26 protein-coding genes are annotated in these 21,955 nt (G+C 72.3%); 15 read left to right on the forward strand and 11 right to left on the reverse strand.

Going from position 1 to position 21,955, the window contains the following annotated elements; translation table 11 throughout:
- Nucleotides 1-1,233, forward strand: a 1,233-nt coding sequence (locus tag EYA84_RS07995; RefSeq protein WP_131052388.1) for an aldehyde dehydrogenase, incomplete at its 5' end; no start/stop codon positions are given.
- A 71-nt stretch (nt 1,234-1,304) separates the two neighbouring features.
- Here EYA84_RS07995 and EYA84_RS08000 read toward each other — a convergent pair.
- Nucleotides 1,305-1,706 (reverse strand): ChaB family protein, encoded by a 402-nt coding sequence (locus tag EYA84_RS08000; protein WP_131052389.1) that lies wholly within the window; start codon nt 1,704-1,706, stop codon nt 1,305-1,307.
- A gap of 148 nt (nt 1,707-1,854) precedes the next feature.
- On the opposite strand from EYA84_RS08000, the gene EYA84_RS08005 reads away from it, so the two are divergent.
- The 5 genes from EYA84_RS08005 (at nt 1,855) to EYA84_RS08025 (ending at nt 4,621) form a co-directional block, all read left to right on the forward strand.
- Complete coding sequence (locus tag EYA84_RS08005; RefSeq protein ID WP_131052390.1) at nt 1,855-2,835, forward strand: YihY/virulence factor BrkB family protein; 981 nt, start codon at nt 1,855-1,857, stop codon at nt 2,833-2,835.
- A gap of 45 nt (nt 2,836-2,880) precedes the next feature.
- The gene (locus tag EYA84_RS08010) at nt 2,881-3,297 is read left to right on the forward strand and encodes a DUF2795 domain-containing protein (protein WP_131052391.1); all 417 of its coding nucleotides are present in this window, start codon (nt 2,881-2,883) and stop codon (nt 3,295-3,297) included.
- A 49-nt stretch (nt 3,298-3,346) separates the two neighbouring features.
- Entirely contained in the window at nt 3,347-3,808 is a 462-nt protein-coding gene (locus EYA84_RS08015) for an SRPBCC family protein (protein WP_131052392.1), read from the forward strand.
- Between the two features lie 151 nt (nt 3,809-3,959).
- The gene (locus EYA84_RS08020; protein WP_131052393.1) at nt 3,960-4,217 is read left to right on the forward strand and encodes a hypothetical protein; all 258 of its coding nucleotides are present in this window, start codon (nt 3,960-3,962) and stop codon (nt 4,215-4,217) included.
- Between the two features lie 191 nt (nt 4,218-4,408).
- Nucleotides 4,409-4,621, forward strand: a complete 213-nt coding sequence (locus tag EYA84_RS08025) for a hypothetical protein (protein WP_131052394.1) — start codon at nt 4,409-4,411, stop codon at nt 4,619-4,621.
- A 34-nt stretch (nt 4,622-4,655) separates the two neighbouring features.
- On the opposite strand, the gene EYA84_RS08030 is transcribed toward EYA84_RS08025, so the two are convergent.
- The gene (locus tag EYA84_RS08030) at nt 4,656-5,102 is read right to left on the reverse strand and encodes a hypothetical protein (protein ID WP_131052395.1); all 447 of its coding nucleotides are present in this window, start codon (nt 5,100-5,102) and stop codon (nt 4,656-4,658) included.
- A gap of 141 nt (nt 5,103-5,243) precedes the next feature.
- On the opposite strand from EYA84_RS08030, the gene EYA84_RS08035 reads away from it, so the two are divergent.
- On the forward strand, nt 5,244-5,618 hold the full coding sequence (locus EYA84_RS08035) for a DUF6401 family natural product biosynthesis protein (RefSeq protein WP_131052396.1): 375 nt from the start codon (nt 5,244-5,246) through the stop codon (nt 5,616-5,618).
- Between the two features lie 51 nt (nt 5,619-5,669).
- Here EYA84_RS08035 and EYA84_RS08040 read toward each other — a convergent pair whose 3' ends face one another.
- A complete protein-coding gene (locus EYA84_RS08040) occupies nt 5,670-6,533 on the reverse strand; it encodes a hypothetical protein (RefSeq protein WP_131052397.1) in 864 nt (287 codons plus the stop codon).
- 188 nt (nt 6,534-6,721) lie between these two features.
- On the opposite strand from EYA84_RS08040, the gene EYA84_RS08045 reads away from it, so the two are divergent.
- Nucleotides 6,722-8,845 carry a SpoIIE family protein phosphatase gene (locus EYA84_RS08045; protein WP_131052398.1) on the forward strand — a complete coding sequence of 708 codons (2,124 nt, stop codon included), beginning with the start codon at nt 6,722-6,724 and terminating at the stop codon, nt 8,843-8,845.
- 38 nt (nt 8,846-8,883) lie between these two features.
- Here EYA84_RS08045 and EYA84_RS08050 read toward each other — a convergent pair whose 3' ends face one another.
- Nucleotides 8,884-9,840, reverse strand: a complete 957-nt coding sequence (locus EYA84_RS08050) for an NAD(P)/FAD-dependent oxidoreductase (RefSeq protein WP_131052399.1) — start codon at nt 9,838-9,840, stop codon at nt 8,884-8,886.
- A 167-nt stretch (nt 9,841-10,007) separates the two neighbouring features.
- On the opposite strand from EYA84_RS08050, the gene EYA84_RS08055 reads away from it, so the two are divergent.
- Both EYA84_RS08055 and EYA84_RS08060 read left to right on the forward strand, forming a co-directional pair.
- A complete protein-coding gene (locus EYA84_RS08055) occupies nt 10,008-11,387 on the forward strand; it encodes a glycoside hydrolase family 6 protein (RefSeq protein WP_131052400.1) in 1,380 nt (459 codons plus the stop codon).
- Between the two features lie 187 nt (nt 11,388-11,574).
- A complete protein-coding gene (locus EYA84_RS08060; protein ID WP_131052401.1) occupies nt 11,575-12,162 on the forward strand; it encodes a general stress protein in 588 nt (195 codons plus the stop codon).
- Nucleotides 12,163-12,939: 777 nt separating this feature from the next.
- Here the strand turns inward: EYA84_RS08060 and EYA84_RS08065 are convergent.
- Complete coding sequence (locus EYA84_RS08065) at nt 12,940-13,929, reverse strand: pirin family protein (protein WP_131052402.1); 990 nt, start codon at nt 13,927-13,929, stop codon at nt 12,940-12,942.
- A gap of 11 nt (nt 13,930-13,940) precedes the next feature.
- A complete protein-coding gene (locus EYA84_RS08070; RefSeq protein ID WP_131052403.1) occupies nt 13,941-14,417 on the reverse strand; it encodes a MarR family winged helix-turn-helix transcriptional regulator in 477 nt (158 codons plus the stop codon).
- 297 nt (nt 14,418-14,714) lie between these two features.
- On the opposite strand from EYA84_RS08070, the gene EYA84_RS08075 reads away from it, so the two are divergent.
- Nucleotides 14,715-15,236 carry a GNAT family N-acetyltransferase gene (locus EYA84_RS08075; RefSeq protein WP_236145648.1) on the forward strand — a complete coding sequence of 174 codons (522 nt, stop codon included), beginning with the start codon at nt 14,715-14,717 and terminating at the stop codon, nt 15,234-15,236.
- Nucleotides 15,237-15,267: 31 nt separating this feature from the next.
- Here EYA84_RS08075 and EYA84_RS33840 read toward each other — a convergent pair whose 3' ends face one another.
- Together EYA84_RS33840 and EYA84_RS08080 are read right to left on the reverse strand one after the other, a co-directional pair.
- Nucleotides 15,268-15,396, reverse strand: a complete 129-nt coding sequence (locus EYA84_RS33840; RefSeq protein ID WP_255446600.1) for a hypothetical protein — start codon at nt 15,394-15,396, stop codon at nt 15,268-15,270.
- A 238-nt stretch (nt 15,397-15,634) separates the two neighbouring features.
- Nucleotides 15,635-16,366: a hypothetical protein gene (locus EYA84_RS08080; protein ID WP_131052405.1), complete on the reverse strand. Its 732-nt coding sequence runs from the start codon at nt 16,364-16,366 to the stop codon at nt 15,635-15,637.
- Between the two features lie 391 nt (nt 16,367-16,757).
- Between EYA84_RS08080 and EYA84_RS08085 the strand changes: the two genes are divergently transcribed.
- Nucleotides 16,758-17,576, forward strand: a complete 819-nt coding sequence (locus EYA84_RS08085; protein WP_131052406.1) for a SigB/SigF/SigG family RNA polymerase sigma factor — start codon at nt 16,758-16,760, stop codon at nt 17,574-17,576.
- Nucleotides 17,577-17,701: 125 nt separating this feature from the next.
- On the opposite strand, the gene EYA84_RS08090 is transcribed toward EYA84_RS08085, so the two are convergent.
- Genes EYA84_RS08090 through EYA84_RS08100 form a run of 3 tightly spaced genes read right to left on the reverse strand, consistent with a single transcriptional unit; the run spans nt 17,702 to nt 20,471 of the window.
- Nucleotides 17,702-18,295, reverse strand: a complete 594-nt coding sequence (locus tag EYA84_RS08090) for an N-acetyltransferase (protein WP_131052407.1) — start codon at nt 18,293-18,295, stop codon at nt 17,702-17,704.
- Nucleotides 18,292-19,803, reverse strand: coding sequence for an APC family permease (locus EYA84_RS08095; RefSeq protein WP_131052408.1), 1,512 nt, complete (start codon nt 19,801-19,803; stop codon nt 18,292-18,294). Before EYA84_RS08095 ends, EYA84_RS08090 begins: the two co-directional genes overlap by 4 nt.
- 41 nt (nt 19,804-19,844) lie before the next feature.
- The gene (locus EYA84_RS08100; RefSeq protein ID WP_131052409.1) at nt 19,845-20,471 is read right to left on the reverse strand and encodes a GPP34 family phosphoprotein; all 627 of its coding nucleotides are present in this window, start codon (nt 20,469-20,471) and stop codon (nt 19,845-19,847) included.
- A 143-nt stretch (nt 20,472-20,614) separates the two neighbouring features.
- Here EYA84_RS08100 and EYA84_RS08105 point away from each other — a divergent pair, with 143 nt between their 5' ends.
- From EYA84_RS08105 to EYA84_RS08115, 3 genes are all read left to right on the forward strand, one after another.
- Nucleotides 20,615-21,457 carry a helix-turn-helix transcriptional regulator gene (locus EYA84_RS08105; RefSeq protein WP_131052410.1) on the forward strand — a complete coding sequence of 281 codons (843 nt, stop codon included), beginning with the start codon at nt 20,615-20,617 and terminating at the stop codon, nt 21,455-21,457.
- Between the two features lie 42 nt (nt 21,458-21,499).
- Nucleotides 21,500-21,700, forward strand: coding sequence for a DUF397 domain-containing protein (locus EYA84_RS08110; RefSeq protein ID WP_131052411.1), 201 nt, complete (start codon nt 21,500-21,502; stop codon nt 21,698-21,700).
- A 73-nt stretch (nt 21,701-21,773) separates the two neighbouring features.
- The coding region (locus EYA84_RS08115) for a hypothetical protein (protein ID WP_131052412.1) at nt 21,774-21,955 on the forward strand (182 nt) is incomplete at its 3' end.

Genomic DNA, 21,955 nt, shown 5'->3' on the forward strand with positions numbered 1-21,955 from the left:
GCGCTGCACCGGGCCGCCGACGCGGTGGCCGCCGTCGCCGACGAGCTGGCCGAGGCGACCACGACCGAGATGGGCAAGCCGCTCGCCGACGCGCGGGGCGGCGTCGAGGCCGGCATCGCCACCCTGCGGCAGTACGCCGAACTCGCCCCGACCCGGGGTGGGCGGACCCTGCACGGCACGCCCGACGCCCTGGACTTCATGACACCGCAGCCGCGCGGCGTCGTCGCCGTGATCACCCCGTGGAACGACCCGGTGGCGGTGTCGTGCGGGCTGCTCGGTGCCGCCCTCGTCACCGGCAACGTGGTGCTGCACAAGCCGAGCGAACGCACCCCGGCGACCGGATGGCTGCTGGCCCGCGCCGTCGACTCGGCGCTCCCGGCCGGCGTGCTCTCGCTGCTGATCGGCGGCGCGGAGACCGGGGCGGCGCTCGCCGGGGCCGAGGTGGACGTGGTGGCGCACGTCGGGTCGACCGCCACCGGCCGGGCCGTCGCCGCGGCAGCCGCCCGCAGCGGCGCCAAGGTGCTGCTGGAGAACGGCGGCAGCGATCCGCTGATCGTGGACGCGGACGTCGACCCGGTCTGGGCCGCCGGGCAGGCCGCGACCGGCGCGTTCGCCAACGCGGGCCAGATCTGCGTGGCGGTGGAGCGCGTCTACGCGCACCGCGACGTGGCCGAGGACTTCGTCGCCGCGCTGGTGGAGCGGGCGGCGGCGCTGCACGGCGGGCCGGGCCGCGATCCCGCCACCGACCTGGGTCCGCTCGTCGACCGGCGACACCGCGACCAGGTGCACGGGCAGGTGACGGCGGCGGTCGCCGACGGGGCACGGATCCGTGTCGGCGGGACGCTGCCGGAGGGACCGGGCGCCTTCTACCCGGCCACCGTGCTGGACAACTGTCGGCACGACATGGCGCTGGTCCGGGAGGAGACGTTCGGGCCGGTCGCACCGGTCGTCGTGGTCGACTCGTTCAGCGAGGCGCTGCGGTGTGCCGCCGACTCGCCGTACGGGTTGGCCGCGACCGTACTGACCGGGTCGATGAGCCACGCCCAGCGGGCGTGGCGGGAGCTGCCGGTGGGCACGGTGAAGGTGAACGCGGTCTTCGGCGGCGCCCCGGCCGGGGCGGCCCACCCGCGTCGGGGCAGCGGTCAGGGTTTCGGCTACGGGCCGGAACTGCTCGACGAGTTCACCGCCACCAAGGCGGTGCACATCGAGGCTCCCGGCGGCGGGCACTGGTGAGGACCGCGTACCCGCACGTCGAGGGCCCCGACCCGGCGCGTGACGGCGGGTCGGGGCCCTCGGTGCGACGGTCAGTCGCCGCGTGCCTTGGCGGTCTGCCGGTTGTTGGCCTTCTGGATGGCCGTGACCAGTTCCGGCTTGGTCATGCTCGACCGGCCCCGCACGTCCAGTTCACGGGCCCGCGCCATCAGGTGCTCCTTGGGGGCGTTCGCGTCCACCCCGCCGGCCGTGGGTGCCCGCCGCTCCGGACCACCCCCGGCGGCCTGCCGGTCGCTCGGGCCCTTGCGACCCTTGGGCTCCCAGTGGTCGCCCACCTTCTCGAACTGGTGCTTCACGGCGGCGAAGGCGGTCCGGTGCGCCCGCTCACCCTCGCCGTACGTCTCGACGGCCGAATCGTGCGTCTTCTCCCAGGTGCGCTGGGCCTTCTCCGGGGAGCGCCGCAGCGTGCTGGGCAGTACCTCGCGCCCGGGCATCTCGATCCTCCTCCGTGGTCGGGTCATTCCGACTGGCGTTCCCGGTCCACGCGGCGCTAAACCTCGGCACCGGTTTGCCGTCGCGCGTGCGGGGGTACCGGCCGGGCCACCCGGCGTAACCGGTGCCGGCCGCCACCAGGGAGCGGTGATGACCACGACGAACCCGGACGCCCCGGCCGCCGACCCGCCGGTGTCCGCGCTACCCGGCCGGATCCGGCAGCTGCACTGGTCGACGTGGCGCGGTGTGCTGGTCCGCAGCGGCCGCAACTACGTCCAGGACAACTGCACCGACTGGGCCGCCGCGCTCACCTACTACGGCGTGCTCGCGCTCTTCCCCTCCACCGTCGTGGTGGTCGCCCTGGTGGGGCTGGTCTCCGACGGGGAACGCACCGTCGACACCATGCTCGACCTGGCCCGGGACGTCGGCGCGGGGTCCGTGGTGGCCAACGAGAGCTTCGTCGGCGTGGTCCGGGGCGTGGTGGAGCAGAACAGTTCGGCCGGGGTACTGCTCAGCTTCGGTCTGCTCGGCGCGCTCTGGTCCGCGTCGAACTTCATCGCCTCGTTCACCCGCGCCTCGAACACCATCTACGGGGTGACCGAGGGGCGGCCGGTGTGGAAGCTGCGGCCGATCCAGGTCGGGTTGGCGGCGCTGTCGCTGGTGCTGCTCGCCGTGGTGGCCACCGGTCTGATCGTCAGCGGGCCGGTCGCGGACGCGGTCGGCAACCTGGTGGGCGCCGGAGGTGCGGCTCGTACGGCCTGGTCGGTGGTGAAGTGGCCGGCGCTGGCGATGATCGCGATGCTGCTGATGTCCCTGCTGTTCTGGGTGGCGCCGAACGTGCGCCAGCCCCGGTTCCGGTGGCTCACCCCGGGTGGGGCGGTGGCGCTGGCCACATGGGCGTTGGGCTCCTTCGGCTTCGGCCTCTACGTGGCCAACTTCGGCTCGTACGACACCACGTACGGCAGCCTCGGCGCGGTGATCGCGTTCCTGGTCTGGCTCTACCTGTCCAACTCCGCCCTGCTGCTCGGCGTGCAGATCAACGCGGAGTTGCAGCGGGGACGGGTGATCCAGTCCGGCGTGCGCGACGCCGAGGAGCCGGTATTGCCGCCCCGGTCACCGGCCCCCTCGTGACCCGGCGCCGGTTTACCGCCCACCGGGCCGGGTAGCGCAGAAGGCATGGAACGCGGCAGCAGCAAGCACGCACCGAGAGTCGACGAACAGATGGAGCAGGAGGTCAGCGGCCTGGTCCAGGGGCCGGGGACCGGTGGCTCACGGGTCGACGAGTCCCGGGTGCCGGAGCCTGCGGGCGAGGACCAGCCGGAGACGACCACGGTCGTCGGCGGCGAGACCCGCAGCGGCACGCCGCAGGGCATGACGTCCGAGGACGTGGAGGCTCGCAGCCGGTTGGGACGGTTCATCACGATGACCGCCCTGCCCGGGGACCGGGCGGCCCTGCTCGCCAATGCCCGGGAGAACGAGGCGCCGGACGACCTGCTCGCCGAGTTGGAGCGACTGCCGGAGGGCACCCGGTACCAGACGGTGTCCGAGGTCTGGGCCGCGCTCGGCCACAAGAACGAGACGACGCGCTGGTGAGGATGGCCTTCTGCGGCCACCCCCCGCACCGGCGCAGGAGAGGATCCTGATGAGTGGTGTAACCGAGCACGTCGACGTCTCCGTCCCGATCCGGACGGCGTACGACCAGTGGACGCAGTTCGAGGAGTTCCCCCAGTTCATGGAGGGCGTCGAGGAGGTCCGACAGCTCTCCGACACGCTCACCCACTGGACCGTGGAGATCGCCGGCGTCAAGCGCGAGTTCGACGCCGAGATCACCGAACAGCTTCCCGACGAGCGGGTCGCCTGGCGCTCGACCGGCGGCACCAAGCACGCCGGGGTGGTCACCTTCCACCGGCTCGACGAGCAGAACAGCCGGGTCACCCTCCAACTGGAGTTCGACCCGCAGGGTGTCGTCGAGCAGGCCGGCGACAAGCTGGGCGTCGTGGACCGCCGGGCAAAGGGTGACCTGCAACGCTTCAAGCAGTTCATCGAGCGACGCGGGCAGGAGACCGGCGCCTGGCGGGGCAGCGTCGACCGACCCCAGCCCTGATCCCTCGCGTACCTCCCGCCACGGCCGCCGCTCACCCCGGCGGCCGTCGCCGTTGTCGGCGCGGGTCGTCGTGCGTCGGCGGGCCGCGCCGCAGGTCTGGGCCCCGCCGGGTGTGCCGTTTGGCGGGTGCGGGTGGGGGTAGGGCGAGGGTATGAGCGACGACAGGGTGTGGCGTGACGAGGAACGGCTGCCGTTGGAGGAGTTGGACCGGGCGGTCGCCCGATCCACGCTCGACGGGCAGTCCGACGACGTGACCGGCAACGACGCCGGTGAGGAGGCCGCGTTCGGCCATGGGCCGGAAGCCGCCGACCGGGGTTCCCAGGTGCCCGGCACCGGACGCGAGCCGACCGACCCCGACCGCGCGCACCGCCCCTCCACCACCGGACGCACCGGCCCGGACACGCTCTGACACCAGCCCTCGGCCGCCGCCGATCGGGGCGTCACATCGGGGGACTGACCCCGTGCAGCGCCTCACGCCCAGGCGACACGCCCATGATCGGCGGCGATTGGGTCAGCCGGACGGGTCGGGATTCGGACGGGTCGGACAGATTCGGCCGTTCGGCTGACGGCAACGCCGCGACAGCGCGCAAGACTTTCGGAATGCATCAGGGCTCCGGCTTCCTCAACCCGCGTCAGCGCCGCCTGGCATGGCTCGGCTTTCTGCTCGCCGCCGCTCAGGCACCCGTCTCCGCACGCTTCACCGAGGACAGCTCCTGGCTGTTCAGCCTCTGCGTCGCGCTGATGGTGGCAACGGTGATCATCGCTGACGACACCGCGCGTCGCCGTCCGGCGGACGCCCGCTCCTCGGAGTAACCACCCGCACCCGGGCTCGGTGGACTGACCGCCCTCACCCGGCCTCCTGCGGGCGGGCCTCGTGACCCGCGCGACCACGGGTACGACGTCGCTCCTTCATCTCCGCCTCGTACAGGTGCCGCCGGCCCCCGACCAGTTCGTCGCGAGCCGTCCGGTCCAGGTCCTGGAAGAGCGCGTAGTACCCGTCGTCGAAGTCCTCGACGATCTGGAACGTCCAGCGACCCGCGATCACGTTCCGACCCACCAACTCGTCGGCGATCCGGTCGGCGACGGTGTCGTGCCCGGCCGAGCGGAACATCCGCACCGCCTCGTCCAGCATCAGGTCGGCGTGACCGATGAGCTGGTGCATCGAGTAGAGCTGGCCACGGGCGCGCTCCACGCACTCCAGCGCCTCGCTGAGCTTGCCGAGCGCCGCCACCGTGTCGTCACTCACACCGGCCGGTCGCCGGTGCCCCTCGTCGGGCCTGTCGGTGGTGTCCATTCGTGCCTCCCTGCTGCCGCCACTGCCCGTCTGACCGGGCGACCGGTCGGGTCCGGGTGTCCGGCACGACGACCGGCCGACCCCCGCACCAGCCGAGCGGCCGAGGTCACCGCCGGTCCGAGTTGGCTAGATTCGTTCCCCATGCGCGTGCCGTCGAACCGGGTTCGGACCCATACCACCGTCGAGGAAAACCGGTCGGCGCTGATGGCGCTCGCCACCACGCTGGGGCTCGACGGGCTGGCCGCCGCCGCTGCCCTGCCCGGCCTGCTCGCCGTGGTCGACCAGCACGCCGCCGCGGTGCGGGACAGTCTGCACGGCGACGACACCCCGCTGACCGCCGCCGCGCTGGCCGGCTACGCGGAGGGGCTGCGCGCCGCCGCCGACGAGCACGGCTGGCAGCCGCCGGCCACCCCGGTCGAGTGGGCCGAGGCGGACTGGGTGCTGGTGCGACTGCTTGCCGTCTGCGCGCTGATCGTCACGCTGGACACCCCGGCACCGCAGCCGCCCCCGCTGTGACGCGAACGGGTGCCCGCCGTGCGGCGGACACCCGTCACCCTTCGCGTACGGTCACCGACCGAACTGCTGGGTCTCGTCACCCGAGTTCCCGGACTGGTACGTACCCCGTCCCCCGGACATCGACGACTCCTGTCCCGTCGACGTCGGCTGGGTACGCTGGCCCGACCGGTCGGCCATCTGCCGCTGCATGTCGCTGCGTCCGGCCTGGGCGCCCTGCCGCTGTTCGCGGACGGCCCGCGACTCCTCCGCGATCCGGTGGAGCCAACCGTCCCAGCGGTTCTGCATGGGCTTGACCAGACCACCGCCCACGCCGACGATCAGGATGCCGGCCACCGTGGCGAGCACCGCGATCAGGACCGGAGTGGTGACGGTGGTGGCGATACCCACCTGGTTCAGGGCCGCGATGACGCCGAGCGCGATGATGAAGACCGCCGTCAGGTCGGCCAGCACCCGCCCGTACGACAGACCGCCCAGCGCCCCACTGACGAGGTCCCGTACCGCGTTCGCGATCGCCGCGGCGATCACCACGATCACGATCGCCACGAAGGCTCGGGGCAGCCAGGCCACCACACCGCCGATCAGGTTGCTGATCGCGTTCGGACCCCAGACGCCGAAGGCGAACTGAAGCGTGAACAGCAGTACGGCGTAGTACGCCAGGCGGGCCAGGATGTCACTGGCGTCGTACCTGGTCCGTTCGAGCGCGCGCTTGATACCGCCCCGTTCGACCGCGCGATCGAACCCCACCCGTTCCAGGACCGTATCAACGATCTTGAGCACGGCTCTGGCGATGAGCCATCCGACCACCAGGATCGCGATGAACGCGATGGCCCTCGGTACGAACAGCAGCACCGACCTCCACATGTCGGCCACAGCGTCACCGATGTTGACCTGCCTGGCCGCCAGGGTTTCCGGCATGATGTCCCTCCTGTCGCATGGACTGCCCCGCGCGCTTACCCCAACGTCGGGACTGCACGCCGGGCAGGTCACCTGCTTTTTCCCGACACATCCCGACAGAACGGCCCTGACCTGCCCTGATGTCCCGGCCCGAAGCACCGGGCGCATGATCGGAAACACGGGTCGAGGGGTCGGGCTAGGCTGCGGGCATGCCAGGAACGGTCGGGCGAGTCCCCACGCCAGCAGGCCAGGCGCCCCGCGCGCCGGTGCCGCGTGCCGCGACCGTCGTCGGCCACCACGAGTGGGGTGCGACGGTGCTGGGCACCCGCGAGTCCTGGGACCCGGCGGTCCGCGCCGCCGTGGAGGTGGTGCTCGGCTCACCCGCACCGATGGCGCTCTACCTCGGCGACGAGTTGCTGCTGCTCTACAACGACGCGTACGCCGAGCTGATCGGCGACCGGCACCCGCAGGCCGTGGGGCGGCCGGCGGCCGAGGTCTTCGACGAGGTGTGGCGGCTGCCCGGTGTCGGAGACGTCGTCGAGCACACCTACCGCACCGGTGAGCCCTTCCTGGAGAAGGAGGCACCCCTCCCGCTGCGCTCCGACGGACTCGACCCGTCCGTCTACATCTGGGCCTGCTCGACCGTCCGCGACAGCCGGGGCCGCATCGCCGGAGTGCTGTCGGTGGTCGCCGAGACCAGCCCGGCGACCCGCCAGTTGCAGGGGCTCAGCGAGTTCGCGGCGGCGCTCTCCGGCACGCTGACCCTCGACGACGTCGCCCGGGTCGCGCTGCGGTACGCGCTCGCCTCGTTCGACGCCGACCGTGTCTCGTTCGCCGTCGACGACGGGGGCGGTGGAGGCGGCTGGCGGCTGGTCCGCCGGGTCCGGGGCGAGCTGGTGGACGAGGCGGACGAACGGCTGCCCCCGCTGTGGCGGCGCGGACCGGCGGACTGGCCGGCACCAGCGGCACTCAGCGCGCGTACCGGCCAATCCCACTTCGTCGACGACGGCGAGCCGCTGCGCGACACCGCCGCCGACCGGCACGACCAGCGGGTCCGTGCCCTGGCGGCGATACCGCTGCGGGCGTCCGGGGTACGCGGCGCGCTCACCGTCGGCTACCGCACCCCGCACGCCTGGACCGCGCCGGAACAGGCGTTGCTGGCCGCGTCGGCCGAGCTGGTCGGGCAGGCGACCGAGCGTGCCCGCCGCTTCGAGACCCAGCACGGCACCGCCCAGCTACTCCAGCGCAGCATGTTGCCGGAGAACCTGCCCAGCCTGCCGCTGCTGCGGATCGCCGCCCGCTACGACCCGGGCGTCGACGGCAACGCCGCCGGTGGCGACTTCTACGACGCGTTCGTGTTGCCCACCGGCGACCTGGGGGTGGTGCTCGGCGACGTGGCCGGGCACGACGTGCAGGCCGCCGCCCGGATGGGGCAGGTCCGCGCCGCGCTGCGGGCGCTGGCGCTCAACGACCCGCGTCCGGACCAGGTGCTCGCCGGGCTCGACCGCCTGGTCAGCAGCCTCGGGTCCGAGACCGGCACGTACGAGCTGTTCGTGACCGTGGCGTTCGGTGTGATCGACGTGGCACGGGAGCAGCTCACCCTGGCCAGCGCCGGCCACCCGGCACCGCTGGTGCGCCGCTGCGCGCCGGGGGGCAAGGCACGGGCCGTCTACGTGGACGTGCCGACCGGCGCGCCGCTGGGCATCGGCTACCGCCCCGCCACCGGCACCGTCGCGTTCTCCCCCGGCGACACCCTGCTGCTGTTCAGCGATGGCGTGGTGGAACGGCGACGGCAGGGGTTGTCGCACGGTCTCGCCCGCCTGGCGGAGTCGGTGGCCGCCGCACCCAGCGGTGACCCGAGGGCGTTGTGCGCCGCCGCCACCGCCTCGGTCCCCGGTGCCACCGAGGACGACGTCGCCGTCCTGGCCGTCGAGTACGCGCTGCGGCCGAGCCGGTCGGCGCGGATGGAGGTGCCGGCCGAGCCGACCGCGCCGAGCCGGGTCCGGCACTGGATGACCGCGCTGCTCACCGAGTGGCGGGTGGCCGAGTCGGTGATCGGCGCGGCGGTGCTCTGCACCAGCGAGCTGACCACCAACGCCCTGCTGCACGCCGGCACCGAGGCCCTGGTCGAGATCGACCTCAGCCCGGAGCGCCTGCTCGTCTCGGTGGCCGACTCCGGGTCCCGGGGCACGGTGACCCGGGCCCGCACCGACACGTTGAGCAGCCGTGGCCGGGGGTTGGGCCTGATCGAGGAGCTAACCGACGCCTGGGGCACCGACCCCACCGTGCGCGGCTCGACCGTCTGGTTCGAGATCCTCCTCCCGCCCGACTGACCGCCCCGCCCTCCGGGGCAGACCCACCGGCCTGCCCGTCAGGTCAGACGCTGGACCAGGGCGCGACCGAGGTCGCGGCCGGAACGCCAGGCGGTCTGCACCCGGGACTCGCCGAAGGCGTCCCCGGCCAGCCCGATCCCGTCGCCGTCGAGGTGGAACCCGGCGTCGGCCCCGGAGATGGGCTTGGCGTACGTCCAGCGGTGCACGTGCACGTGCTCGGCCCGGTCGGAGAGCGCGAGCAGGTCGCGGACGGCCGCCTCGACGGCCGACGCGGCACCGGTGGGTTGGGCGAGATGACCGGCGGCGAACTCCGGCGTGGTGTGCGCCACCAGCACCGGCGCGCCGTCACCGCGCCGGTCGCCGTCGTCGCAGACCAGACTGAGCAGCGGATGGTCGTTGACGAAGGCGCCCCGGAAGTCCGCCCAGCGTCGGGTCGGGAAGCGCAGCACGGCGGAGAGTGTCGGTGCCCAACGCTGTCGTCCGGCGGCCTCGGTGGCGTCGGCCAGGGCCGGGTCGAGCAGCAGCGCCGCCTGCGGGCCCGGCATCGCCAGGACCACCGCCGCGCACGCGGTGCCGTCGACGGACGGGCCGGCCTCGACGCCGAGCACCAGCCGGTTCACCACCACGGGCAGGTCGCGGGCCAGGTGCTCGACGAGTGACCGCAGTCCCTGGGGGGCCGCCCAACGCGGCGGCCCGGTGACCTGCCGTCGACCCGTGCGGTCGTAGGAGACGAAGGTGTCGGTCCACTCGCGGGCCAGGCCGGCGTCCTCCCACTCGCGGACCACCTCGGCGAAGTCGGGATCGCTCACCGTCAGGTAGGCGGCGCCCAGGTCGGCGGGGCGGCCGTCGAAGCGTTTGCTGGCCATCCGTCCGCCGGCCACCCGACCGCGTTCGCGGATCTCCACCGGCACCCCGGCACGCGCCAGTTCCCCGGCGCAGGCGACGCCCGCGATCCCCGCTCCGACCACCACGACACCCGCACGATCCAGACCCATCCGGTGATCGTATTCGCGAGCCGGCCCTCCTGGCGGCTACCGAGCGGTGCCCGTCGATCCTCCCGATACTTCCGGAAGGTCTTCACAAGTTCGCAACCGGCCCGTACCTTGGCGGACATGTGGGAGCGCTTCCACGCACTGTCTTCGATGCATCCGAGGAGCAGTACATGAGAACCAGAGGCACGTATGCCGTGGTCGGCGCCGTCGCGACGGCACTGACCGTGGTCGCCACCGTCGGCGTGGGCGCATTGCGTCCCGCGCCCGCAGCCGCCGCCGACTCCGTGTTCTACGTCGACCCGGACACCAGCGCCGCCCGCTGGGTGGCCGCCAACCCGAACGACTCCAAGGCCGCCGTGATCCGGGACCGGATCGCCAGCGTCCCGCAGCCGCGCTGGTACACCACCACCAACACCTCGACCGTACGCGCGGAGGTCAGCTCCTTCGTCAACGCCGCCGCCAACGCCGGCAAGATCCCGATCCTGGTGGTCTACAACATCCCCAACCGCGACTGCAGCAACCACAGCGGCGGCGGCGCGCCCAACCACTCCGCCTACCGGCAGTGGGTGGACCAGGTCGCCGCCGGGCTCGGCGGTCGGCCCGCCACGATCATCCTGGAGCCCGACGTGCTCCCGATCATGACGAGCTGCATGAACGCCAGCCAGCAGGCCGAGGTCCGGGCCTCCATGGCGTACGCCGGCAAGGCGCTCAAGGCCGGCTCGTCAGCGGCGAAGGTCTACTTCGACATCGGCCACGGCGGATGGCTCGCGCCCAGCGAGGCAGCCGCTCGACTGAACGCGGCGGACGTCGCCAACAGCGCCGACGGCATCTCGGTCAACGTGTCGAACTACCGCCGCACGGCCGACGAGGTCTCGTACGCCAAGCAGATCATCCAGGCCACCGGCAACTCCCGCCTCAAGGCGGTCATCGACACCAGCCGCAACGGCAACGGCCCGGCCGGCTCGGAGTGGTGCGACCCGCCGGGGCGGGCGATCGGCACGCCGAGCACCACCGCCACCGGCGACTCGGCGATCGACGCGTTCCTCTGGGTGAAGCTGCCCGGCGAGGCCGACGGCTGCATCGCCGCCGCCGGACAGTTCGTGCCCCAGCGGGCGTACGACCTGGCGGTCGCGGCCGGCCCCCCGCCGACCACCACCCCGCCGACGACGACCCCGCCGACCACCACTCCCCCCACCACCACGCCGCCGACCACGCCGCCCCCGTCCAACCCGCCCGCCGGCAGCTGCGCGGTGACGTTCACCCCGAACACGTGGGCCGGCGGCTTCACCGCCGAGATCCGGGTCACCAACCGCAGCGTGGCGCTCACCGGCTGGACGCTCGCCTTCAACGCCGGCTCCGGCGTACGGCTGAGCAACGGCTGGAACGGCACCTGGAGCCAGTCCGGTGACCGCATCGAGGTCCGCAACGTCGCGTACAACGGCAACGTGCCCGTCGGCGGCACGATCAGCGTGGGCTTCCAGGGCACTTTCAGCGGCAGCAGCCTGCCGACGCCCGGCCCCTTCACCCTGAACGGCGGCACCTGCGCCTGATCGGGCACCCCCCCGTACCCGCGCCGGGCCTTCGGGCCCCACCACCAGCACCGGGCCTCCGGCCAGCACCGCAGCAGCGGTGGCCGGGGGCCCGGTCGCCTGCCCGGGCGCGGTCGGTACCGGATCCACCTCGGGCGTTACCGCTCGCCTCCGGCGGGAACGCGACCGGAGACGAAGGAGGAGACCCATGACCACACAGTCGAACCCCTCGGCGTGGCAACCCGGCGTGACCGGCGGCGGCACCCTCCCTTCCGGTCCCGGAGGCCGCACCGCGGCACCCGCTGGCGACGGGCACGGCCCGCAGGCCGGCCCGCCGACCGTGACGCTCGGTGCGTATCCGGACTATCCGTCCGCACAGCGCGTCGTGGACTACCTGGCCGACAACCGCTTCCCGGTCGAACGGACCGCCATCGTCGGCACCGACCTCACCCTGGTGGAGACGGTGCTCGGCCGGCTGACCACGGCCCGGGCGGCGCTCATCGGCGCCGGCACCGGCGCCTGGCTCGGGCTCTTCATCGGCCTGCTGTTCGGCATCTTCACGGTCGGCAACTGGCTGGCCGTGCTCCTCGTCGGCCTGGTCATCGGTGCCGTCTGGGGTGCCGTGTTCGGTGGGGTCGCGCATGCCATGACCGGCGGCAAGCGAGACTTCACCTCGGCCAGCTCGCTGCGGGCCAACCAGTACGCGGTCACCGTCGAGGCGGACATGGCCGAACCGGCCCGACAGCTCGTGGGCCGGCTGCACCTGGGCGGGCGCGCGGCACAGCCGGCGACCTGACCTGCACGCGGCCCACGGGCGGGAACTCTCCCGCCCGTGGGCCAGCACCTGATCCGCGAAACTCTGTATCCGCCTGCTGGCAGGTAGCGAAACCGCTTCGCGTGGTCAGCGCCCGCCCATGCGCGCAGGACGGCGGCCACCGCGTACGGGCCGCGACAAATGCCCCGGCCACCTCCGGACCCGCATGAATGCGACCGGTGCCGGGCCGTCGTCGCGCTGCTCGCCGACGCCGCCCCGTCGAGGTGGTCCGGCTCGACCTGGATAATCGGCAGGCGGTCGAGGCGATGACCGCCGAGTACGCCGCTACCTGCCGAGTGTCCGACCCCGCTGGACGTCCCACGCACGAAGCGGCCTGATGGTCCGCTGAACTGCTCCGCCTCCGGCCGTCCCGAATCCGCAGCGCTCGGCCGCGCTACACCGGCGGACCAGCCGAGCGAGTGAGCGGACGCCTCGAAGACCGCACGCATCAGCGGCAGGTGGGGAGATTTGTTGTCGCTGGAGCGACAACAAATCTCCCCACCTGCTCGCTGCCAAGCAATACCGCGCAAAGCGGGCCGCGATTCGAACGCGGGAAAGCGGCGGACCGAGTCTCCGGTGGTGGCGAGACCAGCCGACCACGCTGCGGGAGCAGGCCCACCGCGCACCTGGTGCGGTGTCCGGGAACGTTGGCGGTGCCGCGGCGAGGTCCGGGCGGCGGTCCGAACAGGACCGCCCGCCCCGGAGTCCGCGGCCGTTCCCCGACTGCGGACCGGGACGGGCGCTGCCCGTACAGATTGGTCAGGGCCGGTCGCCCTGGCCGCCGGTGTGCGGCACCCGCTCCGCCGGGACGACCCCGAGCCGACCGGCCTGGTAGTCCTCGAACGCCTGGATCAGCTCGTCCCGGCTGTTCATCACGAACGGGCCGTACTGGGCCACCGGCTCCCGGATCGGCTGCCCGCCCATGATGTAGAGGTCCAGCGTCGGCGTGCGGCTGTCCTGCCGGGCGTTGGCCTTGAACCGCAACGCGTCGCCCGGCCCGTGCACCGCGAGTTGCCCGGTGCGGACGCCGCGTCCGTTCGCGCCGACCGTGCCCCGGCCGCCCAGGACGTACACCAGGGCGTTGAAGTCCGGCCGCCAGGGCAAGTCGACCTGCGCGCCGGGCTCCACCGTCACGTGGGCGACGGTGATCGGCGTGTACGTCGACCCGGGCCCCTGGTGCCCGGCGATCTCACCGGCGATCACCCGGACCAGCGCGCCGCCGTCCGGCGTGGTGACCAGTGCCGCCTGGTTGCCCCGGATGTCCTGGTATTTCGGTGGGCTCATCTTGGCCACCTTGGGCAGGTTGACCCAGAGCTGCGTGCCGTGGAACAGCCCACCGCTGACCACCAGGTGCTCCGGCGGCGCCTCGATGTGCAGCAGGCCACTGCCCGCCGTCATCCACTGGGTGTCGCCGTTGGTGATGGTGCCGCCGCCACCGTGGCTGTCCTGGTGGTCGAAGATCCCGTCGATGATGTACGTGACGGTCTCGAAGCCGCGGTGCGGGTGCCAACTGGTCCCCTTCGGCTCGCCCGGCGCGTACTCCACCTCGCCCATCTGGTCGAGGTGGAGGAACGGGTCCAGCTCGGTGGTGGGTACCCCGGCGAAGGCCCGCCGCACCGGGAAGCCCTCGCCCTCGAAGCCGCTGGGCGCGGTGGTCAGCCGGCGGACCGGTCGGATGACGGTGGTGGACTCGTCGAGCTTCGGCAGGCGGGGCAGGACGAGGACGTTGTCGACGGTGATGGCGGGCATCGGAAGCTCCTTCAGCTCTCGCGGGGGGCGGCGCCGGCGGTGCCCTGCAGCCGCTGGCCGAGTCGGGTGAAGACCGTGGTCAGGCAGGTGATCTCGGCGTCGTCGAGGTCGTCCATCAGGTGGGTACGGACCGAGCGCAGGTGGTGCGGGGCGGCCTCGCGCAGCGCCAACAGCCCGGCGGCGGTGAGCACCGCCTCGCTGCCGCGCCCGTCGTCCGGACAGGGTTGCCGGGTGACCAGGCCGCGTCGCTGCATGGACGAGACCTGGTAGGTCAGTCGGCTGGGCGAGAAGACCAGTCGACCGGCGAGCTCGCCCATCCGCAGCCGCTGCCCCGGGGCCTCGGCGAGCAGCACCAGCACGTGGTAGTCGGCGAAGCTCAGCTCGCTGGCGGCCCGCAGGTCGTCCTCCAGCCGGGTGAACAACCGCTGGCTGGCCTCGATGTACGCCCGCCAGGCGACGAGTCGCACCTCGCTCAGGCTCTCGGTCATGGCGCCACGGTAGCACGTACTCAAAATTTGAACAATCACGCCCGAGCAGCACCGCCTGCATCACGACGCACGGACGGAAGACGTGGTCAAATTTTGAATCGACACTGCGGAGGACCTCGCCGATCATGAAGTAGTGGCGAGTCTTTTGGGCGCTTGTGCGCCTTGTGTCGCTACCACAAGTCCATGATCGCGGGGGCAGGCCCGCGCGGTGCGGCGTGCTCCGTGCGGTGGGGCGTGCATGCGTGGTGGGGGCGTGCTCCGGCGACGGAGCGTGCGGTTGTGCGAGACTTTCGCGTCGTGGAACTGACCGCCTCCGGCCTGCTGCTGCGCCCCTGGAACACCACGGACGCGCCCGCCGTGCTGGCCGCGTGGCACGACCCGGCGATCGCCCTGTGGAACCCGCAGGGCGACGCGTTCGACCTCGACGCCGCCCGCCAGTGGGTGCGATGGCGGGCGGACTGGTCGCAGGGCACCCACGTCTCGTTGGCGGTGGCCGACCCGGCCCGGCCGGAGATCATGCTGGGTTCGGTGTCGCTGCACCGCATCCACGGCGGTGACGCCTCGATCGGCTACTGGACCGTCGCCGCCGCCCGCCGGCGGGGCCTCGCCTCGGCGGCGGTCAGCCGGCTCACCGAGTGGGCCTTCCGCGATCTGGGCCTGCACCGCATCGAGCTGTGTCACGCGGTGGCCAACCCGGCCTCCTGCCGGGTCGCCGAACGCGCCGGGTATCCGTTCGAGGGCACGCTGCGCCAGTCACACCGCTACGGCGACGGCCGCCGCCACGACGAGCACCTGCACGCCCGCCTCGCCACCGACTGAGCCCGCTCCGGCGGGCGACGCGCCGACCGGGTCAGGAGACGGCGAAGATGCCGGCCACGCCCAGCAGGACCATCACCAGCACGGCCACCAGCGCCCCCCGCTCGCTCTCCACCGCCTGCTCACGGTGCTCGGTCACGGAGTTCGTCGTCTCGCCGGACATGGTGCGGCCTCCTCGCTGCTCGGACCGGGACCGGGCGCACGCCTGCGGCACCGACGGCCGGCGGAGCGAACCCGATCCGGGATGGTGAGGCCGGGACGGCCTCCGGGCGGCACGTCGACGCGCACGACGATCCCCCGGCGCACCGGGGCGTACCGACCCGCGACTGGCTTACCCACCTGGACCAGGGGAAACCCGAAGAAGACCCGGATTCTCAGCCGATGGACGGCACGACGGACGCTCAGCCGAGCGCAGGCAGGGGGCGTTCCGCGTGGGGCACGTCCGTCACCCCGGACCCCGGAGCATCGAGCACGGTCAGACCGCCCGGGTACGCGAACGACGCCCGTGGGGAGTAGTAGCCCCAGCCGATGGTGAGCGGGTTCTCCGGCCGCAGCGCGTAGACCGGGTGGTCGGGGTCCAGGAATTCCACCGACTCGATCTCGAAGGAGGTGGTGGGCTCGGCGACGACCGGATAGATGCTGCTGACCAGCCGGCCGTGCAGTGACGTGACGTACCGGTGGTGACCGTTGTGCACGGCGTGTCCGGTCTCACCGGCACGCACCCGGGCCCGGATCACCGGTACGCCGTCGATGGTGGTCTCGGTCACCAGTTCGTGGCCGTTCGCGGCGATGGAGGTGTCACCGGCCAACGCGGGAGCACCCCGACCGAGGGCGTACCGGCGGACCAGTTCGCTGGAGGTCACGTAGTGGGTCCACCAGCCACCCGGGGTCACCCCGTCGGGGGCGTCCACGCCGGCCAGGGTCACCCCGAGATAGGTCAGCGAGTACGAGCCGAAGCCGGAGGTCTGGCTCGCGTCGTCCACCACGTACTGGTTCATGAAGACCTGGCCACCGGGATGCGGTCGCAGCCCGGTCGGGACGAGTGCCGCCACCGCGCCCTGATCCGCCGGCAGCCAGCTGAAGTACAGCGTCCGGCAGTTCACGACGAGTTGGGGCACCGCGGGGTCGAGCACAACACCTCCGGTCGACAGTCCCCCGCGACGCTATGCCGGGTCCCACGGACGGGACAAGGACGGATAGGCGACAGTCGTCGGCCCGACCCGTCGACGTCTCCCCCGATCGGTGACGTCGGACCACCGCCCGTTCATGCCGGGACGGGGGACGACCGATCAGGGATCAGCCGAACCGGCCGGTCGAGATCACGGATCGCCTTCGGATCCGGTGGCACTTCATAGACGAATGGCCGGTTGAGACCGTTTCATGCCTAGAAGTAACTTAAGTACATCGTCCGTTCGGCTAGATTTCTGCGGCACCATCAGGCTAAGGTGACTCCCGAACGGACTAGCAAGCTCTAAACCAAAGCGTCACGTCTTTATCCGCGGACGAGGTGCAGGGAGGACCACCATGACCGCGCTCACCGAAACGGCGACTGCCCCGGCGCCCACGGCACCGAAGCTCGACCCGCGTTCGCTCTCCGACAGCGCCACCGACCTACTCAACGCGATGGCCGCGCTGCCGGCCGGGCACCCGTCCCGGGCCGCGCTGCGCGACCGGGCGATCGAGGCCTGGCTGCCGCTGGCGAACCACCTCGCGCACCGCTACAGCGGACGCGGGGAGCCCACCGACGACCTGGCCCAGACCGCCGCCGTCGGCCTCATCAAGGCCATCGACAAGTTCGACCCGACCCGGGGCGTCGACTTCGCCGGCTACGCGATCCCCACGATCATCGGCGAACTCAAGCGGCACTTCCGCGACCGCACCTGGGACATCCGCGTCCCCCGGCGGCTCCAGGAACTGCGGCTGGCCATCTCCGACGCCAACAGCTCGCTGTTGCAGACCCTGGGTCGCTCGCCGACGGTGGCCGACATCGCCAGCCACCTCAAGCTCACCGAGGAAGAGGTCCTGGAGGGCCTGGAGGGTGCCCGCGCCTACAACGCGGTGTCGCTGTCCACCCCGACCGGTGACGGCGACCGGGCGACCGAGCTGGGCGACATGCTCGGCGGCGAGGACAGCGAGTTCGAGCTGGCCGAGCTGCGGGTGGCCCTCGGGCCGGCGCTGGCCACTCTGGACGAGCGCGAGCAGAAGATCCTCACGCTGCGCTTCTACGGCAACCTCACCCAGTCGCAGATCGCCGAGCAGATCGGCGTCTCGCAGATGCACGTGTCCCGGCTGCTGGCCCGGGCGCTGACGAAGCTGCGGGGGCAGCTCGACGGCACGTACTAAGAGGGGGTGGCGACGGTGGCCGGGCCTGCGAGGACCCGGCCACCGTCGTGTCCGCCGCCACCGTCTCGGCCCGTCGGCCCTCGCGGGCCGGCGCCCGCGTCGTCGATCCGGTGGCGGCGGACGACTCAGGTGACGGACGGCTCCCGCCACATCGGCCAGAACGGCGTCTCGTCGGGCAGCCGGAACGGCTCCGACACCCGGTAACCGTGCCGCGCATAGAGGTCACGGCCGATCTCGCTGCTCGCCTCCAGATAGGCCGGCACACCGTTGGCGTCCAGCCACGCGTGATGGTGCCGCAGCAGCGTCGAACCCACCCCCTGTCCCTGGCGATCCGGCCGGACGGCCAGCAGCGCCAGGTGATGGTGGTCCCGATGCGGGTGGTGGGTGGCGAACAACTCGTCCAGGTGCACGAAGCGCGGGGTCCACTCCCCGCAGGCGGCGACCAGCCGGGCGTCGTAGTCCTCCGGCGGCGGCAGCGGCTCACCGACCGACGGCAGCCAGACCGCCACACCGGCGCGGTCCGCCGTGCCGAACACCAGCCCGTGCCGCATGGCGTGCGCCACGATGATCTCGAAATTCCCGGCCAGCACCGCCTCCCGCTTGGCCTCGTCCGGGACCAGCCACCGGGTGGCGTCCAGGACCAGGAAGGACTCGGCGATGCGCTCGGCCACCCAGCGGGTGTCGGCCTCCCCGAGGCGCGAGACGGTCGTCACGCTCATCGCCGCACCTCCGCCTCGACCCGCGACGGCGGGACCGCCACCGCGGCGGCGCTCTCCGCGCCCAGGCCGATCCGGGCGTACGTGTCGGGTCGGCTGCTGCGCAACGTCATCCCCCACAGCGCGCCGAGCAGCGCGGCCACCGGGTACACCGCCGGGAAGGCCCAGCGCAGCGGAGAGTCGGGCTCGACGCCGAGCAGGTTCGCGAAGTTCTGCACCGCCAGCACGATGATGACGGTCAGCGCGATCGCCGCGATCCCGGGTGCGACCAGCCGCCGCCAGAGCGTCTCCTGCTCGGCGTTGCGGGCGAAGTAGACGATGATGGCGACGGCGGTGGTCGCGATCAGCAGCAGCACACCGAAGCCGCCGCTGGTGCCCAGCCAGAAGAACAGTTGCAGGACCGGGTCCCAGCCGTTGAACGCGTACAGCAGGATCACCACCAGTCCGAGTGCGCTCTGCGCCAGCGAGGCGGCCTGCGGCGCGCCGGTCGTCGGCGAGGTACGCCCGAACACCGCCGGCAGCACCCGCTCACGGCCCAGCGCGAAGGCGTACCGCGCGGTGGTGTTGTGGAACGAGATCATCGCGGCCAGCACCGAGGTCAGGAAGAGTGCCTGGCCGATGGTGAGGACGGTGTCCCCCAGGTGCGCGCCGGCCAGGTTGAAGATCAGCTCGACGCTCTGGGCGTTGGCCTCCTCGACGATCCGGTCCGGGCCGACGGCCACCGTCATGCTCCACGACGAGAGGGCGTAGATGACCGCGATGATCGCCACCGACAGGTAGGTGGCCATCGGTACGGTCCGCTGCGGGTCCTTGCTCTCCTCGCTGAACACCACCGCCGCCTCGAAGCCGACGAAGCCGAGGATGGCCAGCACCAGCACCGCGCCCAGGCCGGGTACGAAGAAGTTGTCCGGCGAGAACGCCGCGAAGCTGACGCTGCCGCCCGCCGGGTTGCCCAACTGGCCGAGGTCGAACAGCACGATGACGGCGATCTCGGCGCAGAGCAGCGCGGCCAGCACCATGCCGTTGATGTCCACCCGCAGCAGCCCGAGCAGGCCGACCAGCGCCCAGGCCAGCAGCGCCACAATCCACCACTGTGGCGTCACGCCGAACAGCCGGTCCAGCACCGGTGCCGCCGCCGCGCCGATGGTGCCGTAGAGCCCGACCTGGAGGGCGTTGTACGCGATCAGCGCCACCCAGGCCGCGCCCACCCCGGCTGGTCGGCCCAGCCCCCGGGCCACGTACGCGTAGAAGGCGCCGGCGTTGGCCGTCCGGCGGGCCATCGCCACGTAGCCGGCGGAGAAGAGCGCCAGCACGGCGGCGACCGCGAGGAAGGCCAGCGGGATGCCGAGCACCCCGACGACGCCGTAGCCGGTGGTGACCACACCGGCCACCACGGTCAGCGGCGCCGCGGCGGAGAGCACGAAGAAGATCACCGAGGGCACTCCGAGGCGGCCACGGGCCAGTGCCTCGGAGACGTTGCTCGATCGTGGGGGTGTCACTGTCGAGGACATGACTGCTCCGGATGTCAGGGAGGGGAAGGGGTGTTACCGCCTCAGGGGAGACCGCGCAGCACGGCCGCGCCCACGGCGGCCTCGGTCTGTCCGACGAGTTCCTTCAGCGGAGCCGGCAGGGCCGGAATGATCAGGTTGAGCCGGTGGTGGGCGCGCGGACCGGCGCTCCACAACACCTCACGGGTCAGCCCGGCGGCCGCGACCAGCCCGAGCAGCAGCGCGTCGGGCACGTGGGGCGGGTCCGCGCGTTCCAGCGCGGCGCGCAGCCGGGTGGCGGGCCAGGCCGCGACGTTGAGGTCCGTCGGCACGTACGTGACGCTGGTCCGCAGCAGTCGACGCGTCTCCTGGCGGCGCAGCACCCCGGCCCGCGCCAGCCGCTCCCCCACCGAGGTCACCGCCGTCTGGGCGAGGAAACTGAGCCAGGTCCGCACCGCCTGGTGCTGTTGCTCGCCGATCAACTGGTCGAGCACGGTGTGCGCCAGCGCGTCGGCCGGTGGACGCCGGTCGACCACGGTGACCTGTCCGGCCGCGACCGTCACGTGTCCATAGAGGACCAGCTCGCCGAGCAGGCCGGCGGCCAGGCCGAGGCTGGTGGCGGCCGGATGCAGCTTGGCCTTGCCCCGGGTGTCGTTGTGGGCGATCAGGAAGAACTCGTCGGCGATGAGCACTCGTCCCCCCTGGCCGGCCGTCCATAGTGATCGCTAACCGCAGGCAAGAATGCACCGAGCGCAACTGCAACGCAACTCCCGTTTTCGGCAGTTGCACTCCGTGCTGGCGCGACCTGCGAATTTTCCCGTGACAGACTCGGAGGGTGACCGCGAGCCCCACCGTTCGCCGCCGCCGCATCGCCCGGGAACTCCGCCAGTTGCGCGAACGCGCCGGCATGACCCTGGACGTCGCCGCTCGGCAACTGGACATGTCCAAGAGCAACCTGTCCCGCATCGAGAACGCCCAGATCGGCATCAAGCCGCGAGACGTCCGGGCCGCACTGGCGCTGTACCAGGTGACCGGGAACGACGCCGAGGCGCTCATCGAGATCGCCCGGGGCGCCCAGCAACGGGGCTGGTGGCAGCACTACAGCGACGTGCTGCCGGAGTGGTTCGAGTTCTACGTCGGACTGGAGGCCGAGGCGGCCACCCTGCGCACGTACGAGGCGGAGGCGGTGCCGGGGCTACTGCAGACCGAGGCGTACGCCCGGGAGGTCTATCGGCTCACCGCGGGCGAGGACGACATCGACCGCAAGGTGGCCGCCCGACTGCGCCGACAGGACGTACTGCGCAGCGACGAGCCGGCCGAGTTGTCGGTGGTGCTGAACGAGGCGGCACTGCTACGCCCCGTGAGCGAACGGGCCGTGATGGCGGCGCAACTCGCCCACCTGGAAACCACCGCACAGCTACCTAACGTCACCATCCAGGTACTTCCATTCGCGGCCGGCGGCCACCCGGCGATGAACTCGCCGTACGTGATCCTCACGTTCGCCGACGCTGCCGACGCAGCCGTGGTTTACCTGGAAAACCTCTCGACAGGCCTGGCACTGGAAGAGGTCGCGCAGGTGCGCTCGTATAGCCTTGTGCACGAGAGGCTGCGACGTCTGGCGCTTGATCCAGCGGCGTCTTTGGTGCGCCTGAAGGAAGCTTCTCGTTACTTTACGTGACCGTTCGGCGCGGTCACAGTCGGTATCGACGAAGGGATCGCGATGACCGCGCTCGACCTGTCCCGGGCTAACTGGCGCACCAGTACGCGCAGCGTGGGAAACGGCAACTGCGTCGAGGTCGCCGTCGTCGACGGTCGGGTGGCGGTGCGGGACAGCAAGGACCGCCCCGGCCCCGTGCTGACCTTCCCGTCGTCGGCCTGGCACGCCTTCGTCACCGGCGTCGACGCGGTCCGCACCGGCTGAGTCCACCGCCCCTTCGGCCGAGCACGGAACAGGCACGTCGGCCATGGGCCGAGAGCCGGTGCGAGACTGGGCCGTGCTCTCCGACGTACCCCTCGACCTGCCGGTCCGTCCGGCGTTGCCGGCGCTGGTGTCGGCGCTGCGCGCGGCGGGGACCGCGATCCTGGTCGCCCCACCGGGCACCGGCAAGACCACGCTCGCCCCGCTCGCGGTGGCCGAGGCGGTCGCCGGCCGCGTGATCGTCGCCCAGCCCCGGCG

Origin of the sequence: Verrucosispora sp. SN26_14.1, from assembly GCF_004307965.1 — a bacterium.
Lineage (GTDB): Bacteria > Actinomycetota > Actinomycetes > Mycobacteriales > Micromonosporaceae > Micromonospora.